We start from the raw sequence: 21,953 nt of genomic DNA, 5'->3' as shown, positions 1-21,953 counted from the left end.
CCGCCAGGGGGTAGGCGCGCCGCCGCCCGCCGTCCCCCTCCTTCGGGGTACGGCGGGCGGCGGGTGGTGAGGCGGAGGTCAGCCGACCGGGGTCAGCCTGTCGTCGTCGACCTTGGCGTCGGCCTCGTGCCTGCCCGCCCTGGACCCGCGGCTCAGCCGCTCCTTGGTCCGTTCGAGGATCACGTACAGCGTCGGCACCAGCACCAGCGTCAGCAGCGTCGAGGACACCAGGCCGCCGATGACCACGATGGCCAGCGGCTGGGAGATGAACCCGCCGGAGCCGGTCAGGCCGAGCGCCATCGGGATCAGCGCGAAGATCGTGGCGACCGCGGTCATCAGGATCGGCCGCAGCCTCCTGCGGCCGCCCTCGATCACCGCCTCGACCACGCCCAGGCCGCTCTCACGGTACTGGTTGATCAGGTCGATGAGCACGATGGCGTTGGTCACGACGATGCCGATCAGCATCAGCATGCCGATCAGGGCCGGCACGCCGAGCGGGGTGCCGGTGGCCAGCAGCAGGCCGATGGCGCCGGTGGCGGCGAACGGCACGGAGACCAGCAGCACCAGCGGCTGGGCGAGGCTGCGGAACGTCGCCACCATGATCATGAAGACGATCGCGATGGCGGCCAGCATCGCCAGGCCGAGCTGTCCGAACGCCTCGCTCTGGTCGGCGCTCACGCCGCCGATGGTGTAGCGCGCGCCGTCGGGCAGCTTCAGGTCCTTCAGCTTGGCGGTCAGCGTCGTGGTCAGGGCGCCCAGGTCGCTGGCGGTCGAGGTGCCCGAGACCGTCGCGCTGCGCTCCCCGTCGACCCGGGTCACCTGGGTGGGGCCGTCGACCCTGGACACCCTGGCGACCTCGGACAGCTTGACCGTGCCGGTCGCGGTCGGCAGCTTCAGCCTGCCGATCTCGGCCATGTCCTCGGGGGCGTCGCCGCTGCGCAGGATCAGATCGCTCGCCCGGCCGTCCAGGGTGACCTGGCCCAGCGTCGCGCCCCGGAAGGACTGTGCGACGAGCTGCCCGATCTGGCCTTCGGTCAGGCCCTTCTCCGCGGCCTTCCTCCGGTCGACCCGGACCTCGATGCGCTTGGCGCTGGCCTCCAGGTTGGAGGAGACGTCCCGCAGGCCGCCCATGTCCGCCATCGCGCCGCGCACCGTCTCGGCCGCGCCGCGCAGCGTGTCGATGTCCGGCGCCTGCACGAGCACCTGGAGCTGGTTGGTCGAGCCGCCGCCCGGACCGCCCTGGGAGCCGCCGACGGTGATCTCACCGGCGTCCGTGAGCCCCTTGAACCGGTCGCGCAGCGTGTTCTCCAGCGCCGCGGTGTCGGTGCCGTCGGCCACCGTGATCGAGTAGGAGGCGCGGTCCCCGCCGCCGCCACCGGAGGCGGCGCCCATGAAGCCGCCACCGCCGCCCACGTTGACCTGGTAGGTCTCCACCTCCTTGACGGAGGAGAGCACCTGCTCGACCTTCTTGGCCGCCGCGTCGGTGGTGGCCAGGTCGGTGCCGGGAGGCATCTTCTGGGTCAGGGAGACGGTGTTCTGGCCGGAGGAGTCCAGGAAGTTGGTCTGCAGCTGCCCCGCCAGGCCCATCGTGCCCACGAAGATCACGACGCCGACCAGGACGGTGATCAGCCTGCGCTTGGTGGCGAAGCGCAGAACCGGCAGGTAGATCCGCTGCAGCGGGCTGCGCAGTTCCTTGGCCTCGGCCTCCTCGCGCATCGCGCGCGCCTGCTCGGGGCTGAGCACGGGGGCCTTGAGGAACCAGTACGCCAGGACCGGGATGACCGTCAGCGACACCAGCAGCGAGGCCAGCAGCGCGACCGTCACGGTGACGGCGAACGGGGCGAACAGCTGCCCGACCATGCCGCCGACCACCGCGATCGGCAGGAAGACCGCGACGGTCGTCAGGGTCGAGGCCGTGACCGCGCCGCTCACCTCGCGCACACCCGCCAGCACGGCGTCCCGCTTGGCCTCGCCGTACCCCAGGTGACGCTTGATGTTCTCCAGGACCACGATCGAGTCGTCGACCACGCGGCCGACGGCGATGGTCAGGGCGCCCAGGGTCAGCATGTTCAGCGAGTAGTCGCCGAGCCACAGCGCGATCAGGGCGATGACGACCGACAGCGGGATGGACATCGCCGTCACCAGCGTCGAGCGCACCGACAGCAGGAAGATCAGGATGACCAGCACCGCAAAGGCCAGGCCGAGCAGGCCCTCGGTGGTGAGGTCCTCGATCGAACGCTCCACGTACGGCGCCTGGTCGAAGATCACGCTCACCTTGGCGGAGTCGCCGATCTCCTTCTTCAGCTCCGGCAGCTTCTCACTCACCGCGTGGGAGATGGCCACCGCGTTGCCGTCCGGCTTCATGGTGACCGAGACGCCCAGGCTCGGCTCGCCGTCGGTGCGGGTCAGCGAGGTGCTGTCGGCCTGCGAGCGCTCGATCGTGGCCACGTCGCCGAGCTTGACGGGCTTGGGCGGCTTGGGGGCCGCCACGGCGACCGGCGGCCGCTGCGCCCCCGCGCCACGGGCGCCTTGAGCCTGCGCCGCCTGGGCCTGCGCCGTACGACTCTGCGGAGCCCCCTGCTGCTGGAGCTGCGCCGGGGCGGCGGGCTGCAGGTAGAGGTTCTCCAGGTCCTCGATGGAGGTGATCCGGTCGCCGACCTGGACGGTCAGGGACAGGTTGTCCTCGGTGAGACTGCCCGCGGGGATCGGCTGGCCGTTGGCGCGCAGCACGTCGGCGACCGCGGTCGGCGCCAGGCCGTGCTTGGCGAGCTTCTTGGTGTCGGGGGTGACCACCACGGTCTCGTCCCGGGTGCCGGTGACCGTGGCCTCGCGCACCCCGTCGACGCCCTGCAGCGCGGGCACCATGATCCGCCTGAGCCTGTCCGCCGTGGCCCGCTGGTCACCGCCCGCGGACACCGCCAGCACCAGCACCGGGATGTCGTCGGTGCCGCCTGCCAGGACCTGCGGGTCGACGCCGTCGGGCAGCTGGGAGCCGATCCGGGAGATCGCCTGCTGCATCTCGCTCACCGAGGCGTCGATGTCGGTGCCGTACTCGAACGACACCTGGACCTGCGCCATCCCCTCGCGGGAGGTCGAGGTCACCTCGGTGACCCCCTCAAGACCCTGGAAGCTGTCCTCGATGGGCTTGGTGACCTGCTCCTCGACGATCTCGGGGGAGGCTCCCAGGTAGGGGGCGACCACGAAGGCGCCGGGAAACGAAAGCGAGGGCAGCAACTGTTGTTTGAGCGAGGGGATCGCGAAGGCGCCGAACGCGCTCAACACGACCGCGATCATTATGACAAGGCTGCGGTTGGCAAGACTCAACCTGGCCAGGGCGGTCATGGGGGCGGACTCCTAAGGGCCTGAGGGGTACGACACAGTAAGTTCTCTCCAGCCTAACACTTCGCATTATGCGAATATTTAACGCTGTCTAGCTTTCCTGATAACCTTCTCAGGAAGCGAGAGGGTGAGTGTGGACGACGAACGCGACCGACTGATCAGCCGCATCGGTGAGCTACAGCGCGACCTGGGACGATTCCTCGCCCAGCGCAGGGCGCCCTCTCCGCTCTTCGACACCAACCTCACGATGCGCCAGCTCAAAGTGGTCATGCTCCTCGCCTACCGGGACTCCGCCTCGGGCCAGGACCTCGCGCACCACCTCGACGTCGGCCTCGGCACCGTCACCGGCATCGTCGACCGCCTCGTCGGCCACGGCCTGGTGACCCGCCGGGAGGACCCCAACGACCGCCGCGTGCGGCGGGTCGAGCTGACCTCCGCGGGCCGCACCCTCGTCGAGCGGATCACCGACGCGGGCCTGGCCGACTTCCGCCACCTCCTCGGCTTCCTCGACACCCAGACCCTCCGCGACGCGCTCAGCGTCATGACGAGGATCGAGGCGGCCACCGCCGCCTTCGACCGTCGGGACGTCCTCTGAACCGCGAACGGGGAGCCGCCCTCACCGCTCCCCGCCTGGCCGTGTCCTTCTTCTTCCTGGCGCTGGGCACCGTCTCCGGCGCCTGGGCCGCCCGCATCCCCGCCGTCAAGAGCGACCTCGGCCTCAGCAACGGGCAGCTCGCCTACGGCCTGTTCGCCCTCACCACCGGCCTCATCGTCGGAATGCGCTTCGCCGGACGCCTCACCGACCGCTTCGGCAGCGCCCGCGTCATCACCCCCGCCGCCGTCGTCACGGCCCTGGCCGTCATCCCGCCCGGCTACGCCCCGACCCTGCCCCTGCTCATCGCCGCCCTCTTCCTGTACGGCGTCGTCAACGCCTCCCTCGACGTCTCCATGAACGCCCACGGCGTCGAGGTCGAGCGCGCCTGCGGCCGCCCCCTCATGTCCGGCTTCCACGGCATGTACAGCGTCGGCGGCCTCCTCGGCGCGGGAATCGGCGGCCTGTTCGCCTGGTTCGGCGCCGGAGCGGGCCCCACCCTGGCCACGACCGGCGTCACCCTCGCCCTGGCGTCGCTCCTGGCCGGACGCCACCTGCTGCCCCCCGCCCCGCCCGCCGCGCCGTCACAGGACCAGGCCACCGCCGGGACACGCAGAAACGGCTGGATCGTCCTCATCGGCGTGGTCGCCTTCGCCGGGCTCGTCGGAGAGGGAGCCGCCGTCGACTGGACCGCCGTCTACCTCTTCGAGGACCTGCGCTCCTCGCAGGGCGTCGCCGCCCTCGGCTTCGCCGCCTTCTCCACCGCCATGACGATCGGCCGCCTCGCCGGTGACCGGCTGGCCCTGCGCTTCGGCCCGGTCCGCCTGGTCCGCGTCTCCGGCCTGCTGGCCGCCGCAGGCCTGGGCGCCGCGCTGCTCGTCGGCCAGGTCCCCGTCGCCGTCGCGGGCTTCACCCTGTTCGGCCTCGGCCTGTCCACGATCGTGCCCCAGGTCTTCTCCGCGGCTGGCAACCACGACCCGCAGCGGGCCGGAGCCTCCATCGCCCAGGTCGCCACCATCGGCTACGCGGGCCTGGTCGCCGGGCCCGCCCTCATCGGCGGGGCTGCGGAGATCGTCGGCCTGCCCGCCGCGCTGGGCATCCCCGTACTGCTCGCCGCGTTCATGTCCGCCTCGGCAGGCGCCCTGCGCCCGCCCCGCTGACCCCCTCCCGGAAAACTCCCCATATGGCGGGAAATGCCGCCAGAGTGATTTCCACAGGACGGAACGCACCCGGGAAACCCCGAATTACTCTTCCTTCACAGAAACGCGTCACCCTCAGTGAATCAACAGATTCAATATGGTGCGCAATCCATTTTGTCAAGCCGGTGGACAGCCAATCTCCCACAACAAGGGCCGGCACAATGACGCTACGCATCCACCTGGAAGCCAACCGTGTAAATCAAATTCACAGTTGATTTTCACACACATGATCGGCCTATGCTGACCCGTCGGCTCCCTTGGTTTCACAACAAACACCCATCGCGTGGGAAACGCGCCATTCGGCGTGCCCGCATGCCCAAAGTCACGAACACCGGGCGGCACCCACGCACCACAGAGGACGACGAGCAAGAAAAGAGGAGAATTCGGTGCCAGATCACTCCGCCACCCGGGGTCACGCGGGATCTCCCCCACAACGGCGAACCGGACGACGACTCGCCGCCGCTCTACTCGCCATAGCCGTCGGCGCACTGTCCGGCGTGGTCACCGCGGGCCCCGCCTCGGCCGAACCCGCCCCCGCCTACGACCACAGCAAGGACAAGGCCACCGCCCCCGGAACCCACGCCCCCCTGCCCAAGGGCTTCTCGACCACCCAGCTCACGGTGAAGTTCAAACCCGGCCTCACCGTACGGCTGCGCGGGCAGGGCCTGGTCGCCAAGGACTCCGGAAACACCGCGGACATCCAGAAGGTCCTGGCCAAGTACAAGGACGCCTCCATCAGGCCCCTGTCCTCGACCTCCGAGACGAAGACCACCGAACGGCGCCTCCAGCTGGAGAAGAAGACCGGCAGGCAACTGCCCGACCTCAACTCCTGGTTCGTCGTCACCGCCCCCAAGAGCGGCGTCGAAGGCCTGCTGAAGGACCTCAACGCCCTGCCCTCGGTCGAGATCGCCCAGGCCAGGCCCAACCTCGTCTCCCCCACCGAACCCCTGGCCTCACACCAGAAGTACCGCAACGCCACCGGCTCCCCGGCCGGCGGCGGCGTCGACGCCGACTACGCCAACGCCCAGACCGGCGGCAAGGGCGACGGCATCACCGTCACCGACATCGAGGTCCAGTCCCCGGTCATCCCCTCCTACGGCGCGCAGACGATCGCAGCGGGCGAGGACCACTCCCTGATGGTCTCCTGGTCACCGACACTCGGGCAGGTGTGGGCCTGGGGCGACAACAGCCAGGGACAACTCGGCCTGGGCAACACCACGGCCAAGACAGTCCCCTCCCAGGTCCCCGGCCTGACCGACATCTCCTCCGTCTCCGCCGGCGCCGCCTACTCACTCGCGCTCAAGAGCGACGGCACCGTCTGGGCCTGGGGCGACAACAGCCAGGGACAACTCGGCAACGGCACCCTGACCGACAGCACCGTCCCGGTACAGGTCGCCGGAATCTACAACGCCGTGGGCATCAGCGCCGGCATCGGCCACTCCCTCGCCGTCCTGTCCGACGGCACCGTACGCGCCTGGGGCGACAACAGCCAGGGACAGCTCGGCTACGCCGGCTCCGACTCCCCCGTCGCCATCGCCGTCCCCGGCCTCACCGGCGTGGCCGCCGGACCGGGCACGATCGCCGCGGGCGGCGTCCACTCCCTGGCCCTGATGGCCAACGGCACCGTCAAGGCCTGGGGCAACAACGGCGCAGGCCAGCTCGGCGACGGAACCACCACCAACCACACCACCCCCGCCACCGTCACCGGCCTGACCAACGTCGGCCAGGTCAGCAGCCGCGGCGACCACAACCTGGCCCTCATCACCGGCGGCACCGTCAAGGCCTGGGGCGACAACAGCGAAGGCCAGCTCGGCGACGGAACCACCACCACCCGCACCACCCCGGTCTCCGTCACCGGCCTGACCAACGTCAACGGCGTCTCCGCAGGAACCAAGCACAGCGTCGCCACCACCTCCTCGGTCTCCTCGACCACCTACACCTGGGGCGACAACAACCAGGGACAGCTCGGCGACGGAACCACCACCGACAGACACTCCCCCACCGCCACCACCGCCAACAGCGAGGCGGCCGTGGCGGGCCTGGCCCACACCATCACCAAACTCGGCCAGTGGTTCTACGTCTGGGGCATGAACAGCAGCGGCCAGCTCGGCGACGGAACCACCACCAACCGGCACAGCCCCGTCGAACTGAACGGGCTGACCAACCAGTGGAACCTCTGCCACGAGGACCTCGCCGGACGCGTCGCGACCGGCGAGATCGTCCAGGTGCCGTCCCTGTTCGGCGACCCCTGCTCTCATGACTCCTCCGTCGCCCACGGCACCGCCGTCGCCGGAGTGATCGCCGCCCAGGACGACAACGGCGTCGGCATGGCCGGCATCGCCCCGAACGCCACCCTCCACGTGTCCGGCACCGCCGTACCCGACAGCGTCGCCTACGCCACCGCCCACTCCGGACCGGGCGACGTCATCCTGTACGAGGTCGCGGTGACCCCGTCCGGCGGCGGCGGCCCCTGGTACCCGTGGGAGGTCGACGGCAGCGTCTACGACCAGACCGTCCTGGCCGTCGCCGCCGGAGTGACCGTGGTCGAGGCCGCGGGCAACGGCGGCAACAACCTCGACGACACCACCGACACCTACGCCACCACCATCATGGGCCGCCCCGACTCCGGCGCCATCATGGTCGGCGCCGGAGCACCTCCGAGCCCCGGCGGAACCAACTGCACCGGCTCAAGCCCGGCCGCCGAGCGGACCGCCCTGTCCTTCTCCACCTACGGCTCCCGCCTGGACGTCCAGGCCTACGGCGCCTGCGTGGCGACGCTGGGCGTCCCCGGCTGGCAGGAACTGACCCCCTCGGAGACCAACCCGAACAAGCTCTACAACGGCTCCTTCAACGGCACCTCCAGCGCCAGCGCCGTCATCGCCGGAACCGTCGCCGCCCTGCAGGGCGTCGCCAAGGCCAACAGCGGCGTGCTCACCCCCGCCCAGGTCCGCGACACCCTCAAGCTCACCGGAACGGCCCAGCCCACCGGCGACCCCCACCACATCGGCCCGCAGCCCAACCTGCACGCCGCCATCGACGACATCCTGACCCCCTGACCCACTGACCTTCTGGCCGGAACCGAAGGCCGGTGAACGCGCGGGCCACGGGACGACCCCGTGGCCCGCGCCTCACTCCGCGACATGCCCCCCGTAGGTACCGAACGACCACCGGTTGCCCTCAGGATCGGCGACGACGAAGTCACGGGAACCGTAGTCGGTGTCCGTGAGCTCGCGAACCGGACGCGCCCCCGCGGCGACCGCCCTGGCGAACAGCTCATCGGGCGCGTCCGTCACGACATAGGCGCCGAACGTACCCGGCACCAGCCCACACGGATCGTCCGCTACGTCGCGCGTCCCGCCGAGCATGACACCGCCGCCGAGCGGCCAGGAGAGCTCGGCGTGGTCGACCCGCTCGCCGTCGCCGTACACCACGCTCTCCTCGAAACCGAACGCCTCGGTGAGGAAACGGATGAGATCACGAGGATTCCGGGCACGCAACATGGGCCACACCCGGGGCTGTGAAGTGTTGTTGCTCATGAACCCGAGTCTTCCGCCAGCGCGGCACCCCAGGCTTGGACGTTTCGGAACTCCTCCGCCAGCCAGCGACTCGGCGGGCACCCCGCGAGCGCACCGAACTCCCTGGCCAGATGAGCCTGGTCGCAGTAACCGCACCCGGCCGCCAGATCCGCCAGCGTCAGCCTCTCCCCCAGCGCCGCAGCCCGCCGCAACCTCCGCCGCGCCCGGTCGAAACGCACGACCCGCGCCGCCTCCTTCGGCCGGAGACCGATCTCCGCGGCGAACCTCCGGCTCAGGTAACGGCCACTCCAGCCCGCCGCGCGGGCCAGCTCGGCCGCGCTCGCCGTACCACCGGAGGCCGTCAGCAGCCCCCAGGCACGCGCCACCTCGGCCGGCATCACCCGCTCCACACTCACCCGGGCCAGCAACTCCGCGTCGAGAGCCGCGAAACGCCCGGCCCAGCCGCCGGCCCCGCCTTCGAGCACCCGCTCACGCAACCGCCCCGCCCAGCCTCCCGCGACCTCCGACAGATGCAGGTCGGCGCCCGCCATCTCCCCCGCGGGAAGGCCGAGCAGCGCCCGCGCACCCCGCGGGGTCAACGCCAGCTGGATGCCCGACTGACGCCCGTCATGGGTGATCAGCGCCGAGCTGGTGTGCAGACCGCCGACGAACGCGTCGTACCGCTCCGGCCCCGCCCTCCCATCGGAACGCACCGCGATCACGAGCGGCTCGTCGAGGGTGACGATCAACGTGAGGTACGGCGACGGCAGGCCACGGTGAACCCTCGGCTCCGGCCCCGCCTCCCGATAGCCGGTGTAGCCCGCGACAAAGGGCCGCAAAACAGGCGGTGGCGCCTGCACGACGAACTCCATCCCGCCTCCAGCTTCCCGGCCTCAAGGCCAGTTTATTTGTGGTTTCCGCTGTGACGGGTTTGTCCGGACCCGGCTCCTTTACAAAGTAAATCAATAAGATGAACCGGTGAACGCTGGAGAGGCACGAGCGGTGGCGGAGCGGTGGGTCGCCGAGCTCTCCCCCTCCTCCGACGTCGACGTCATGGTCGTCCTCTCGGCCAGGCGGACCCCTCGCAAGCCCGGCAAGTTCCGCTACGGCGGGGCCCTGCTCGAAGTCACCTATCTGGGCTGGGAACCGATGCCCTCAGGTGAGGAGATCCTGGCCTCCTACCACCTCGCGGGCGCGTTGCGGGGAGAGACGGTCCTGGCCGACCCCACGGGTGCCCTGACCGCGCTGCGGGCCGCGGCCGCCGGGGACTACGCCAGGCGGAGGTGGGTCGTCAGGCGTTGCGAGGAGGCCGAGCGCAGGGTGACCGACGGGCTCGCGGCACTCGACGTCTCCGCTCCGCCGTACGACCGGGTGACGGGCTGGCTGTTCCCGACCGGTGTGACCACGCATGTCCTGCTCACCGCGGGGCTGCGCAATCCCACCGTACGGCTGCGCTACCTGGCGGCACGGGCGCTGCTGATCGAGTACGGCAGGCCGGAGGCCCACGAGGAGTTGCTCGCGCTGCTCGGCTGCGCGCATCTGACCCCGGAACGCGTGGCGCACCACCTGGGGACGATGACACGGGCCTTCGACGCCGCTTCCGCCGGGCCCGCCACGCCGTACCCCTTCGCCTCGGACGTCACGGCGGCGGCGCGGCCGATCGCGGTCGGCGGCGGTCACGACCTTCTGGCTCGCGGGCACCATCGGGAGGCGGTCTTCTGGATCGCCGCGACCTACGCCCGCTGCCTGAAGATCCTGGCCCACGGCGGCCCCGGGGCGGCCGAGGCGTTCATGCCCGGCTTCCTCGACCTGACCGAGGACCTGGGCGTCGGCTCCGCCGCCGGGCTGCGCGAACGGGCGCTGCGGGTCCGTGACTTCCTGCCGCGCCTCAGACGGCTCAGGGACCACGTCCTCGCGGCGAACCCGGACATCGAGGACTGAGCCGGGTCAGCGGACGGGGGCAAGGTCTTCGGCCCGCCACCGCAGGCGTCCGTCTCGCTTGACCTCCCGCGCGTCAGTCCGGCAGCCAGTGCAGTTCGTGCGCCAGGGTTTTGGCGACGGCACGGATGCGGCGGTGCAGCGGCGACGGCTCACGTGGGAGGACCAGGTGGATCGTCAGGCTGGGCGCGCCCCGCAACGGCCGCCAGGTGAGACCGGCCGGTTGTGCCGTGACCGCGGCTTCTCCGCCCGGGGCGAGGGTGACCCCGTCGCGCAGGTCGCGCAGAGACATGTCGACAGTGACCGCGGGCGTGTGGAACCGGGGGTGTGGCCGGGTGTCTCGGAACAGCGCGGACAGCTGATCGTAGATCACGGGGTTGGCCGCACGGTCCGGGAGTCGCAGCGGATACGCGGCCGCGTCGGCGATCTCGATCTCCGGGTGTTCGGCCAGCGGATGGTGCCGCGCCAGCAGGACCCCGACGCGCTCACGCCGCAGCAGGAACCGGCGCACGCCACGGCCCGGCTGTTCACCGCGGGTGATCCCGGCGTCGATGCGGCCGTCGGCGACCGCGGGGCAGATCTCCGGTGTCGCCATCGGGACCGCGCCGACCTTGAGTCCCGGGCTGCTGCGAATGAGCCTGTCCACCAGGGCCGGTGCCGTCTCGGCCCCGGCGGTGAGGCTGTATCCGATGCGCAGCGTGCCCAGCTCACCGGCCGCCGCGCTCCGGGCGGTGTCCCATGCCCGGTCCAGCGCCGCCAGCGCGGGCGGCGCGGACTCCGCCAAAGCCGCCCCGGCCGTGGTCAACGCGACGCTACGCGTGTTGCGGACCAGCAGGGCCGTACCGAGTTCCGCCTCCAGTCGGCGCATCCGGGCGCTGAGCGCGGGCTGTGCGATACCGATCCTTGCGGCCGCGCGGGTGAAGTTCAGCTCCTGTGCCAGCACCAGGAAGTACCGCAGGCTCACCGTGTCCGGCGCCATGTGCCCCCTGCCGATTGATAACGATCCGTTCTGAGTCTATCCCGGACCGGTCTTTCCCTCGGCCGCGCGTCAAGCCCTAACCTGCGCGTACGGCGATTCGGCCGACCGCGGTACCCGCCGCCGGGATCGATCGATCCGAGTGCCGATTCGAAGCCGGACGTGTCCGGCCGAACACAGGAGGTTTCCATGGCCAAGGGCTACTGGGTCAGTGTCTACCCTGCCGTCTCCGACCCTGAGAGGCTGACCGCCTACGACAAGCTGGCCGGTCTGGCTGTCCAGGCTGGGGGCGGGCGCAACCTGTCCCTCCTGCCGTCCCGTGGCGGTCGAGTCGTCGCCCACGAGGCCGGAATCACGCAACGCGTCGTTCTGATCGAGTTCGACAGCTTTGAACAGGCCGTCGCGGCATACGAGAGCGAGGCGTACCAGAAGGCGCTGGTGGCCCTCCCCGACGGCGTCGAGCGCGACTTCCGCATCGTCGAAGGCGTCGGCTGACCACACCCGCCCTCGCCCGGGGCGAACCGCTTCCCACGCGACAGATCGGTCCAGCGAACACCAGGCGTCGATGACCGGGGCGCAGTGTGCCCCGCCGGGGCTGCTCAGAGTCTGACTTCGAGGGGTTTCGACCTGCGGTTCCTCCGTCGCCGAAGTAGCCCGGGGGCGCGCCGGGATGGCGCACGCGGCGTCCGGCTCTCTCGCGAAGCGGTCGGCCACGCCGCCGCGACCCTCACGAATCCGGATCAGCACCGGCCGTGCACGACCACGTACGCCCGACGATCACGGAAAGATCCGTTGAACGGGTGTACCTGGTCGCACGGGTCCTACCGGCACTCCCATTCGCGCCGCAGGATCGCGTAGACGAACTCGTCCGTCCACTCCCCCTTGAACAGCTCGTTCTCCACCAGGTGGGCCTCACGGCGCATGCCGACGCGCTCCAGCACCCGGGCGGACGCCTCGTTGCGGGTGTCGAGACGGCCGATGATCCGGCGCAGGCCCAGGCCGTCGAAGCCGAGTTCGAGCAGGGCCATGACCGTCTCGGTCGCGTATCCCCTGCCGTGGTGGGCGGGGTGGAAGACGTAGCCGACCTCTCCGCAGCGGTGCTGTTCGCTCACCCAGAACAACATGGCGTCGCCGATCAGCTCGCCGGTCTCGGCCACCTCGACCGCGACGGTGAGCGGCTGGTTCTCCTCGGTCAGCGTCGTCTGCCCGATCCTGGCCTCCAGCGCCTTGGCGGTCTTCTCCAGGTCACCCGGCTCCCAGGGCACGTACCGTGCGACCTCGGGCAGCGACCGGATGACGTGCAGTTCCTCCAGGTCGTCGTGGGTGAAGGGGCGCAGGATCAGACGGGCGGTGCGAATGGGAAAGGCGGGGGAGAAAGGCTTCGGCATCCGGACAGAGTAGGGCAGCGGCCCTGCGATGGGCGACGGTTTTTCCTCCCGGCGTCTCCGCTGTTCAGACGCCTTCTCCGGGCTCCTCCCGGGGACCGTACAGGTCGCGGAGCCCGGCGGCCGTCTCGGTCATCATGGCGCGCAGCTCGGGTGGTTCGAGCACCTCGATGTCCGCGCCCATTCGCAGCAGCAGCCAGTGGGCGTGCCTGGTCGACTCGGTCGGCAGGAGCAGTGTGGTCCAGCCCCGCTCGTCCGGCGGCTCCGCGTCGGCCAGGGCGGTGTCGACGATCTCGGCGCCGACGGCGTAACGGAGCATCTTCATCGCCTCCGGCGCGACCCGCACCAGGGCGTGCCCGGTGTGCATGCGGGCACGGAACTCGGCCGAGTAGTCCCTCCAGAACGCGGACAGGTCGAAGCCCTCGGGCCGTTCGAAGCGGCCGTCGAGGATCTCGGCGGTCACGATCCGCGACACGCGGTAGGTGCGCGGGCCTCCCCCGTCGGCCGCCGCCACGAGGTACCACGTCCCGCCCTTGAGCACCAGGCCGTACGGCTGGGCCAGCCGTACGACCTCGCGAGGCCCCCAGCGCCGGTAGGTCATGCGGATCGGCCGCTGTTCCCAGACCGCCTCCGCGACGTCGGCCAGGAAAGGGGTCTCGTCGGCGTCGCGGTACCACCCGGGGACGTCCATGTGGAAGCGCTCGCGCATCCGGGTGGCGTGGGAACGCGGCTCCGGCGGCAGTGCGGCGAGCAGCTTCAGCTCGGCGTTCGCCGCGAGCTCCCCCAGGCCCAGTTCCGCCGCGGGCCCCGGCAGCGCCGCGAGGAACAGCGAGGAGGCCTCCTGTGCCGTCAGGCCGTTGAGGCGGGTGCGGTAGCCGTCCAGCAGCTGGTATCCCCCGGCGGGCCCCCGGTCGGCGTAGACCGGCACACCCGCCGACGACAGCGCCTCGACGTCCCGGTAGACCGTGCGGATCGAGACCTCAAGCTCTCCCGCGAGCTCGGTGGCCGTCATCCGCCCCCGGGTCTGCAGAAGCAGCAGCAGTGACAGCAGGCGACTCGCACGCATGCGCACCATTGTCCCGCAGCCGCCCCACAGCGTTCCCCGGTGTCCTCGATGCCCCCATGTGTCCCCCTGTGTCCCCCGGGCGGGTGCCCCTCCCCCACGTGTCCGGCGAGGACGACCCGCCGGAGCTCACGGCCGGCGTTCCCGCTGCCTGCGGTACGCGGTGAGCATCTGGTTTCCGACGTCGACATAACTTTCGAACAGGCCGATCACGTCCTGGAGCCGCCGTCGCGCGGGACCGGGGCCGACCAGGTCCTCTCCTTCTCGCAGGGCGGCGATCAGGGTCCCGGCGCGCGCGTGGCTGGCCTCCAGCAGGGACGCGATTCCGCCGGCGGCCTCGACCAGGAGCCTGCGGCTTCCCGGCTGGGGAATGGTCCTGGCCAGCCCCCAGGAGTCCAGCTGGCGCACGGCGGTGCTCACCGATCCCTTGCTCAGCGAGAGCTCGGCGGCGATCGTGTCCAGGGACTGCGGCTCCTCGCTCACCAGGAGCAGCCCGTAGACGCGGCCGGTGGCGTGCGGCAGGTTCCAGGAGGCCAGCAGGTCACCCACCGAGACGGTGAACGAGTCGCGCTTGTCGGCGTCCATCACCGCTCCTGACGGGTCAGCGTGTCGAGGAACGTCTCGATCGCCGCGTTGACGGCTCGCGGATTGTCCTGGGTGGACATGTGGCCCGCGTCAGGGATGACGATCTCTTCGACACCTTCGGCCTGAGCCCATCTGGGCATGGCCGAGGCGATGTTGCCGGTTCGGTCGTGCAGGCCGCGGATCAGGCACAGCGGAACGGGCGTGCGATAGCCGGGATCGGGGACGACCAGCTCGACGGCGGCCTTCCACACCTGGACGAAGTCCTCCTTGGGCATCTGGGAGAAGGCGCGCCGCGCGTCCGCCCGGGCGGACGGTGTGACCGCTGAGGCGTTGGCCATCAGCTCCGGGAGACGCCTGGCCGGAAGCGCCAGCAACATCGGCGCGGCCATCTTGAGCAGCACGCGTTCGCCCCAGGACAGCGGCCCGGTGTTCCATGCGGAGTCGATGACGATCAGGGCCCGCGCCAGGTGGCGGTCCCGCCGGACGAGGGCCTGGCCGAGGTTGCCGCCTAGAGACTGGCCTGCCAGCACGGGCCGGTCCAGCGCCAGGTGTTCGATGAGCGCGCGCAGGTCGGCCAGCGCCCGTTCCGCGGTGAACGGGCCGGCGGCCGGTTGGGACAGGCCGTGGCCGCGCATGTCCCAGACGACGACGCGAAACCCCCGGACGCGCAGATGTTCGGCCTGGGCGTCGAACATCACGTGGTCGGCCCCGGCGCCGTGCGTGAGGACCACCGGCACCCCCTCACCGCCGCTGTCGCCGTAACGCAGGTCACACCCGTCGAACGACAGCGCATCGGTCATATTTAGCATGTACTAAATATAGCAAATATAGCGATGCCACCCTCGCCGACCACCCGGCGAGGCGTCCGTTCGGGTGAGCGCGTGAAGGGCGCCACCAGGCGTCGCCAAGCGCCACCGAACTCCTCGGCACCGGTTTCCCGTCCGGGACCTCGTACGGCACGGCGGAGGAAATAACGACCGGCGAGGAGGTTGGGCACTTTCACAGCGGGCAAGGGCGAGTAATCAACCCGAGATCCCGACAAGGAGTCACAATGCTCACATTGACGGACACCGCTGCCCAGGTGATCAGGGACCTCAGTTCTCAGGTGGCGGAATCGGAGGACACCGGCGTCCGGATCGCCTCGCAGGCGGACGGCACGGGCTCACTGACACTGTCGGTCGTGAACGGCCCGGAGACGGACGACAAGGTGGTCGAGACGGACGGGGCCCGGATCTTCCTGGACCGCGCGGCCGCCGACATGCTCGACGACAAGGCGCTGGACGCGGACATCGGCGAGGGGGGCTCCGTGGCCTTCCTCGTCACCGAGCAGAACCGCTGACCGCTTCCTGGCCGCCGGGAGGCGCGTCCTGGACGGACGGGCCGCCTCCCGGCGTTCCCCGGAAAAAAGGGGGTGCGGACCCGGGAGGGTCCGGGCGCACCGGGGAAGACCACGACGGGATCGGGTGCCACGCCCAGGCGTGGCACCCGATCCGCGGACGCGGCGCCGGTCCCCCGCCGCCCGCGCGTCCCGCTGTGTCACCGGATGAGCGCCCGCCCTGGCACGGTGACTACGGGGTTGGCGCGGCGGAAGGAGACCGCCGCCATGGCGGGACGGCTGGCCGTCCCGCCCACCGGTCCGCGCTGCACCGGCCCCACGGTGCGCCGGCCGGAGTATCCGGCACCGGTGGCCGCGCGCACGCGGACACCGGTCATGACGGGCCGGCGCGTCAGACGCGCTGCCACAGGGCGGGGACGTTCGGCGGCTCCCACCCGGGGTAGGCGGTGTGGCCCTGGATGCAGCGGTAGTTCGAGCCACCGTAGGAGACGACGTCTCCGGCGGCGTAGCTCGTGCCCGCGGCCCAGGTGCCACCCGGGTTGCCGGTCGGGGTCGGGGTGCTGCTGTTGGTCGGGGTGGGCGTGGGGGTCTGCGGCGTGCCCGTGAAGTTGAGCACGAAGTCGTAGGTCCCCTCCCTGCCCGAGCCGACCGTCTTGACGTTCATCAGCAGACGCGAGTCGTAGATGGTGTCCGTGCTGTTGCGCGGCTCGCCCGGGAAGTACAGCTGCGTGGTCAGGATGCCCCGGCCGGGAGCCTGCACCTTCACGTGGATGTGACGGGTGCGGCCCGGGTACAGGCCCGGCACGATCGTGGTCAGCTTGTAGAAGCCCTGCGCGTTGGTGAACTGGTGACCGCGGAAGGTGTAGCCGGAGTTGTCGTAGTTACCGGCGTTGTCCGCCTGCCAGAAGTCCATCAGCGCGTTGGCGACCGGCTGGCAGGAGCGGTTGAACACGTAACCGCTCACGGTCAGCAGCGTTCCGGCGCCGGTCAGCGTGTCGCGCAGCGGGGAACCCGGCTTGAAGTACGGGCCCTCGGTCTGGGCGATCGTGGCGGGGTCGCCGGTGCCGCAGAACGGCGTCGGGTCGAGCAGCTTGCCCTCTTGCTTGGCGTCCCGAGCCAGGGCGGGCACCCCACCCATCAGCAGCGGGATCGGGGCACCTATGATGGCGGCCTTCAGCAGGGTCTTACGGCTGATGCCCCTGGTGTCATTCTCTTCGTCGAATTCCTCGACGGGGGTGTTCTCGGCGTCCACAATGGCCTCCTTGGCCTTCGGGGGGTCGTGCCTGGCCGCTCCTCCCGGCCGCGCACGGCGCCGACGAGGCCGGTGAGGGACCGGCGATGTGCGATGCCGCCGCGGGCGGGCCGAACGAACCAGGCAGCCTGGACTGGACCAAAGCTGACACCGTGCGGGAGTGGGTTGAACCCCACAGTTTTCTATAACTTCACGCTATGCACCTTTTTCCAGTAAACGAGCAGGTCAAGGCGTTCGCGGATGATTTTCATCTCGCGCCGCCCGTTTTCGGCCACGGGCGAATTGCTGGAATCGGCGGGTCCGTAATACCATGCCGAGCCGTTCGCCCTTCCCTGCTTCTGGCCGCGTACAAGGGGTTACGCCTGGAGAGCACACTCTAGACCGTTCCATCCTTCTTGTCGGCGACCTCACGACTCCCGCGGACACGAGAAGAGGCCGGGGGGATCACCCGAAGTGATGGCCATCCGGGGACGGACAGCCCAGACGTGGCGGCGAGGGGACAGATGTGACCGGCACCCGCCACAAGACCCGCCGCCTCCCGGGCACCGTCACCGGGGGACCCGCACGACCCCCGATCCGGACAGGAAAACGGCGGCCCGCGCACTCCCCAAACGGGATATTGACGCCCCCCAAGACCCGGTTTATCTTTTCTTTAAAGAAACTTTCCTAACCATAAGCGCGCTGACCTGCGACATCATCCTCATCTAATCGCCTTCGACGGCGACTTCGGCGCGCCCCGCCCCGGGGGCCGCCTTCTTGCCCGCCCAGGAAGGCCGCGACCCCGGCGCGGACCGGAAAGGCGGGCGGCACACCCGACGCCCACCCCCCAGGAGTCACGCATGAACGCCAGAAGCCGGGTCTCGGCCGTCTGCGCCACCGCGCTGCTGACCGCCACGATGGTGACCGGTACCGCGACGAGCGCCTCGGCGGCCCCAACGGGTTGCAGCTACCAGATCAACGGCCAGACCGCCAGCAGCTACTGCTCGGGTGGCACGGGCGAGCACCGTGTCTTCGTCCTGCAGAAGCACTTCCTCGCCGAGGTCGGATACATCCCGATCTACAGCGAATGGGCCCCGGCGGGCACGACCTCCTCGACCTGGATCACCGCACACCAGATCGTCTCCGTCCAGGTCCAGACACGCTGAACACCCTCTTTCCGTACGGCCCGCGCCCGTTGGCGGGGCCGTACGGAAGGGGATAGCGAGAACGGATACTTGGTCCTGATAAGCCATCCTGAGTGGTAATTCCACCAGTATGATCAACGCGCTGGCCTTCGCCGACGGAGGAGTCGCGGTGACCAAGTTGGAACGTGTTCCCCCGGGGGTCGATCCGACCGTGCCCAGCTCGGCGCGGGTCTACGACTACCTGCTGGGGGGCAAGGACAACCTCGCGGTCGACCGGACCTTCGCCGAACGGCTGCTCACGGTCGCCCCCGACGCCAGGACGACGGCCAGGGCCAACCGCGACTTCCTGGTCAGAGCGGTCCAGGTCATGGCCGAACAGGGCGTCCGGCAGTTCATCGACCTGGGGACCGGCATCCCGACCTCCCCCAGCGTGCACGAGATCGCCCACGCGACCGACCCGTCCGCCACCGTGGTCTACGTCGACTACGACCCCGTCGTACGGCTGCACGCCGAGGTGCTGCTGGCCGGCGGCAAGAACGTGACGAGCGTCCAGGCCGACGTCCGCAGGCCCGGTTACATCGTCGAGGACCCCGAGGTCACCCGGCTGATCGACTTCTCCGAGCCGGTCGGCCTGGTCATGGTCGCGGTGCTGCACTTCGTCACCGACGAGGAGGACCCGGAGGGCCTCGTCGAGGAGTTCGCCCGGCGGGTGGCGCCGGGCAGCCATCTCGCGCTCTCACACGTCATGGCCGAGAGCACGCCCGCCGCGCGGGCACAGCTGTCCTCGGGAACGGCGAACACCCCCATGCAGGTGACCTTCCGCCCGCACGAGCGGGTCCGCGCGCTCTTCGGCCCGTTCGACCTGCTCGCCCCGGGGCTGGTGCCCGTACAGGACTGGCGCTCCGACGACGACGGGCTGCCGCCGCTGCCCGGCGGGGGACCGTCCAGAATCAGAGTTGACGGAGGGCTCGGCCGTCTGGCGGGGCCTGTGAACAGCGGAGGTGCCCGATGAGAGTCGCCGTCGTCGGAGGGGGACTCGGCGGGCTGACCACCGCCCTGCTGCTGAGCAGGGCGGGGGTCGAGGTGACCGTCTACGAGCAGAGCGGTGAGCTGCGTGAGGTCGGCGCGGGCATCATCGTCGCCCCCAACATGGTGCGCCCCCTGGTCAGGGCCGGGCTCGGCGAACGGCTGGCCGAGTTCGCCGTACGCCTTGAGACCGCCTGGGAGATGCGGCGCTGGCAGGACGGCAGTGTGTTGTTCGCCCAGAAGATGGGGGCGGAGTGCCGCAAGCTGTACGGCGTCGACTGCTACGTCGCGCACCGGGCCGACCTGCTGGCCATGCTGGCCGAGGCGCTGCCCGAGGAGATCGTACGGCTCGACCGGCGGCTGACCGGCCTGCGGCAGGACGAGCGGGAGGTCGAGCTGACCCTCACCGACTCGGCGGGCCGGGAGAGCACGGCCGTCGCGGACGTGGTCGTCGGCGCCGACGGGATCCACTCCACCGTACGGCCCACGGTCGTGACCGAGGCGCCGCCGCGTTTCTCCGGGCTGTGCGCCTACCGGTGCCTGGTCCCCGCCGACGCCGCCCCCTCCCTGATGACCAGGCCGTCCCAGACGATCTGGCTCGGACCGGGCAGGCACTTCGTGCACTACCCGGTCAGCCGGGGACGGCTGGTCAACGTCGTCGCGGTCGTGCCCGCCGGCGAGTGGCGCGTCGAGTCGTGGACGACGGACGGCCGGCTTGAGGACCTGGCCCGGGAGTTCGAGACGTGGGACCCCCGGCTCGGGGAACTGATCGCCGCCGCGTCGGAGACCAAGCGCTGGGCCATGTACGACCGCGGCCCCCTCGACCGCTGGACCGACGGGCGGGTGACCCTGCTCGGGGACGCCGCCCACGCGATGCTGCCCTTCCTCGGTCAGGGGGCCTGCCAGGCGGTCGAGGACGCCACGGTCCTGGCCGGATGCCTGCGGGAGGCGACGCCGGAGACCGCGCCGCGGGCGCTGCTGCGCTACGAGGAGATCCGCAAGCCGAGAGCCTCCCAGGTGCAGCTCGGCAGCCGGGGGCGCGAGGTGGTCAACCACCTGCCCGACGGTCCCGAACAGCGCAGGCGCGACGAGGGCTTCGCCAAGGGCGACCCGCTGCGGCAGAACGCCTGGCTGTACGGCCACGAGGTCGAGGCCGAACTGGTGCACTGAACCGGTGCGCCGGCGCCCGGCCACGGGAAAGGGGACGGCACCGCGGCCGTCCCCTTTCCTTTTCCGCTCCGTCCCGCAGCCGGCTCAGCCGGTGACCTCGACGCCCTTCCAGAAGGCCACCCGTCCCCTGATCTGGGCGGCCTCCTCCTTCGGGTCCGCGTAGTACCAGGCGGCGTCGGGGTTCTCCGCCCCCTCGACGTGCAGCGTGTAGTAGTTCGCCGTGCCCTTCCAGCCGCAGACGGTGGTGGTCTCCGACGGCCTGAGGTACTCGGAGGAGACGGACTCGATCGGGAAGTAGTGGTTGCCCTCCACGATCACCGTCTCGTCGCTTTCCGCGATGATCTCGCCGTTCCAGCGCGCAGTAGCCATGGGCCAAGGTTCGCACACGCCCTCGCGACGGATCGCGCGGGCCTCGGCCCCGGCGGGCCTCAGTGCCGGAACAGGTCCAGCAGTTCCTCGCCCCTGCGGGTACGGACGATCCACACCTCACGGCCCCGCCGTTCGCGGCTGACCAGGCCCGCCGCGACCAGCCGCTCGCAGTGGTAGGTGATCGCGCTGGGCACCATCCCCGCCCCGGCGGCCAGGGCGCTCATCGTGGCGGGCTGGTCCAGGGTGTGCAGCAGCGCCGCGCGCACCGGCCCGATCAGCGCCGTCAGCTCGTCGGCCGCCCGGGGGTTGGGCCCGTGCCACAGCGTCTCGGCTCCGGGGACCGGATAGGCGATCCACACCACCTCGGGGTGGTCCAGCTTCACGATCACGGCGTCACGCCCGGCCAGCATCGGCACCAGGATCATCCTGCGGTCGCCGAGGTCGTACCGGCTCGGCTCCAGGTCCGCGATCAGCAGCCCGTCCTCGCCGTACTGGATCCGCTCGCTCAGGGAGCTCAGCAGCACGTCGAGGCCGCCCCTGACGACGGCGGTGCCGACCCGCTCGACCTCCCGGTCCAGCAGGGACGCGGCTCGCGCCCACACCGGCCCCGTCGCGTCCCACACGTCCCCGAGCGCCGCCGCGTACCCCGCCAGCCAGCGTTTCGGCCGGTCGGCGGCCCAGCGCCAGTGCTCGGGCACCCCCTGCTCGCCGAAGGCCTGTTCGAGGTCGGCGGTCAGCTGCTCCTCGGGTACCGCGCGCAGCAGCTCGGCCTGCGAGGCGACGGAGAAGCCCTCGATCGGGGTCTGGGGCACCACGCTGTCGGGGACGACCGAGTATCCCGGCGCGCCGAGCGGCCTGACCGCCTCACGTGCCTGCGGGCCGACCGACTCCTGGATCACCCGCCGCCACCGCTCGGGCAGCCCCCTCCGTCTGCCCGCCAGCGCGTCGGCGATCACGGCCAGAGCCGTCAGATTCGGCGAGATCGACACCGAGACCCTCGGCGCCGAGGAAACCCGCAGTTCGCTCCACACCCGTGTCCCCGTATCCGCCCCCACCCGGGCAACCCTAGTGACCGGCCCTCGGA

Annotated in this window: 20 protein-coding genes; 9 read left to right on the top strand and 11 right to left on the bottom strand. The window is 70.7% G+C overall.

Annotated features, from left to right (window positions below; genetic code table 11):
- Positions 1–78: 78 nt before the first annotated feature.
- The gene (locus ACIBVQ_RS34025; RefSeq protein WP_362911871.1) at positions 79–3,342 is read right to left on the bottom strand and encodes an efflux RND transporter permease subunit; all 3,264 of its coding nucleotides are present in this window, start codon (positions 3,340–3,342) and stop codon (positions 79–81) included.
- 124 nt (positions 3,343–3,466) lie between these two features.
- Here ACIBVQ_RS34025 and ACIBVQ_RS34020 point away from each other — a divergent pair, with 124 nt between their 5' ends.
- The 3 genes from ACIBVQ_RS34020 (at position 3,467) to ACIBVQ_RS34010 (ending at position 8,186) form a co-directional block, all read left to right on the top strand.
- On the top strand, positions 3,467–3,934 hold the full coding sequence (locus ACIBVQ_RS34020) for a MarR family transcriptional regulator (protein WP_362911870.1): 468 nt from the start codon (positions 3,467–3,469) through the stop codon (positions 3,932–3,934).
- 41 nt (positions 3,935–3,975) lie between these two features.
- Entirely contained in the window at positions 3,976–5,091 is a 1,116-nt protein-coding gene (locus ACIBVQ_RS34015) for an MFS transporter (protein WP_352013303.1), read from the top strand.
- A gap of 425 nt (positions 5,092–5,516) precedes the next feature.
- Entirely contained in the window at positions 5,517–8,186 is a 2,670-nt protein-coding gene (locus tag ACIBVQ_RS34010; RefSeq protein ID WP_399182569.1) for a S8 family serine peptidase, read from the top strand.
- A gap of 72 nt (positions 8,187–8,258) precedes the next feature.
- Here the strand turns inward: ACIBVQ_RS34010 and ACIBVQ_RS34005 are convergent, their stop codons facing one another.
- Complete coding sequence (locus tag ACIBVQ_RS34005; RefSeq protein ID WP_362911867.1) at positions 8,259–8,666, bottom strand: VOC family protein; 408 nt, start codon at positions 8,664–8,666, stop codon at positions 8,259–8,261.
- Positions 8,663–9,517: a helix-turn-helix domain-containing protein gene (locus ACIBVQ_RS34000; protein WP_362783909.1), complete on the bottom strand. Its 855-nt coding sequence runs from the start codon at positions 9,515–9,517 to the stop codon at positions 8,663–8,665. The genes ACIBVQ_RS34005 and ACIBVQ_RS34000 overlap by 4 nt, the downstream gene beginning before the upstream one ends.
- A gap of 106 nt (positions 9,518–9,623) precedes the next feature.
- Here ACIBVQ_RS34000 and ACIBVQ_RS33995 point away from each other — a divergent pair, with 106 nt between their 5' ends.
- Positions 9,624–10,586, top strand: coding sequence for a hypothetical protein (locus tag ACIBVQ_RS33995; protein WP_399182566.1), 963 nt, complete (start codon positions 9,624–9,626; stop codon positions 10,584–10,586).
- 73 nt (positions 10,587–10,659) lie between these two features.
- On the opposite strand, the gene ACIBVQ_RS33990 is transcribed toward ACIBVQ_RS33995, so the two are convergent.
- Complete coding sequence (locus ACIBVQ_RS33990; protein WP_399182563.1) at positions 10,660–11,562, bottom strand: LysR substrate-binding domain-containing protein; 903 nt, start codon at positions 11,560–11,562, stop codon at positions 10,660–10,662.
- A 186-nt stretch (positions 11,563–11,748) separates the two neighbouring features.
- Here ACIBVQ_RS33990 and ACIBVQ_RS33985 point away from each other — a divergent pair, with 186 nt between their 5' ends.
- Positions 11,749–12,054, top strand: coding sequence for a DUF1330 domain-containing protein (locus tag ACIBVQ_RS33985; RefSeq protein WP_362911863.1), 306 nt, complete (start codon positions 11,749–11,751; stop codon positions 12,052–12,054).
- A 326-nt stretch (positions 12,055–12,380) separates the two neighbouring features.
- Here ACIBVQ_RS33985 and ACIBVQ_RS33980 read toward each other — a convergent pair whose 3' ends face one another.
- The 4 genes from ACIBVQ_RS33980 to ACIBVQ_RS33965 all read right to left on the bottom strand — a co-directional run bounded on the left by ACIBVQ_RS33980 (position 12,381) and on the right by ACIBVQ_RS33965 (position 15,392).
- Positions 12,381–12,947, bottom strand: a complete 567-nt coding sequence (locus ACIBVQ_RS33980) for a GNAT family protein (protein ID WP_352013296.1) — start codon at positions 12,945–12,947, stop codon at positions 12,381–12,383.
- A gap of 64 nt (positions 12,948–13,011) precedes the next feature.
- Positions 13,012–14,010 carry a helix-turn-helix transcriptional regulator gene (locus ACIBVQ_RS33975; RefSeq protein ID WP_399182560.1) on the bottom strand — a complete coding sequence of 333 codons (999 nt, stop codon included), beginning with the start codon at positions 14,008–14,010 and terminating at the stop codon, positions 13,012–13,014.
- A gap of 126 nt (positions 14,011–14,136) precedes the next feature.
- Positions 14,137–14,592, bottom strand: a complete 456-nt coding sequence (locus tag ACIBVQ_RS33970; RefSeq protein WP_362783896.1) for a transcriptional regulator — start codon at positions 14,590–14,592, stop codon at positions 14,137–14,139.
- On the bottom strand, positions 14,592–15,392 hold the full coding sequence (locus tag ACIBVQ_RS33965; RefSeq protein ID WP_399182557.1) for an alpha/beta fold hydrolase: 801 nt from the start codon (positions 15,390–15,392) through the stop codon (positions 14,592–14,594). Before ACIBVQ_RS33965 ends, ACIBVQ_RS33970 begins: the two co-directional genes overlap by 1 nt.
- A 251-nt stretch (positions 15,393–15,643) precedes the next feature.
- On the opposite strand from ACIBVQ_RS33965, the gene ACIBVQ_RS33960 reads away from it, so the two are divergent.
- Complete coding sequence (locus ACIBVQ_RS33960; RefSeq protein WP_352013292.1) at positions 15,644–15,931, top strand: Fe-S cluster assembly protein HesB; 288 nt, start codon at positions 15,644–15,646, stop codon at positions 15,929–15,931.
- Positions 15,932–16,319: 388 nt separating this feature from the next.
- Here the strand turns inward: ACIBVQ_RS33960 and ACIBVQ_RS33955 are convergent, their stop codons facing one another.
- Complete coding sequence (locus ACIBVQ_RS33955) at positions 16,320–17,180, bottom strand: carbohydrate-binding protein (protein WP_399182555.1); 861 nt, start codon at positions 17,178–17,180, stop codon at positions 16,320–16,322.
- Positions 17,181–18,019: 839 nt separating this feature from the next.
- Between ACIBVQ_RS33955 and ACIBVQ_RS33950 the strand changes: the two genes are divergently transcribed.
- The 3 genes from ACIBVQ_RS33950 (at position 18,020) to ACIBVQ_RS33940 (ending at position 20,500) form a co-directional block, all read left to right on the top strand.
- Positions 18,020–18,325 (top strand): hypothetical protein, encoded by a 306-nt coding sequence (locus ACIBVQ_RS33950; protein ID WP_352013290.1) that lies wholly within the window; start codon positions 18,020–18,022, stop codon positions 18,323–18,325.
- A gap of 148 nt (positions 18,326–18,473) precedes the next feature.
- On the top strand, positions 18,474–19,316 hold the full coding sequence (locus tag ACIBVQ_RS33945; protein ID WP_399182552.1) for an SAM-dependent methyltransferase: 843 nt from the start codon (positions 18,474–18,476) through the stop codon (positions 19,314–19,316).
- Positions 19,313–20,500: an FAD-dependent monooxygenase gene (locus tag ACIBVQ_RS33940; protein WP_399182550.1), complete on the top strand. Its 1,188-nt coding sequence runs from the start codon at positions 19,313–19,315 to the stop codon at positions 20,498–20,500. The genes ACIBVQ_RS33945 and ACIBVQ_RS33940 overlap by 4 nt, the downstream gene beginning before the upstream one ends.
- An 84-nt stretch (positions 20,501–20,584) precedes the next feature.
- On the opposite strand, the gene ACIBVQ_RS33935 is transcribed toward ACIBVQ_RS33940, so the two are convergent.
- Both ACIBVQ_RS33935 and ACIBVQ_RS33930 read right to left on the bottom strand, forming a co-directional pair.
- Entirely contained in the window at positions 20,585–20,869 is a 285-nt protein-coding gene (locus ACIBVQ_RS33935) for a DUF427 domain-containing protein (RefSeq protein WP_352013287.1), read from the bottom strand.
- A 59-nt stretch (positions 20,870–20,928) separates the two neighbouring features.
- A complete protein-coding gene (locus tag ACIBVQ_RS33930; RefSeq protein ID WP_399182547.1) occupies positions 20,929–21,924 on the bottom strand; it encodes an ArsR/SmtB family transcription factor in 996 nt (331 codons plus the stop codon).
- Positions 21,925–21,953: the final 29 nt, after the last annotated feature.

This window comes from Streptosporangium sp. NPDC049376, assembly GCF_044466505.1.
In the GTDB taxonomy this organism is placed as follows: domain Bacteria; phylum Actinomycetota; class Actinomycetes; order Streptosporangiales; family Streptosporangiaceae; genus Streptosporangium.
The sequence above is the reverse complement of the archived record's forward strand: the minus strand, read 5'-3'. Positions and strand labels throughout refer to the sequence as shown.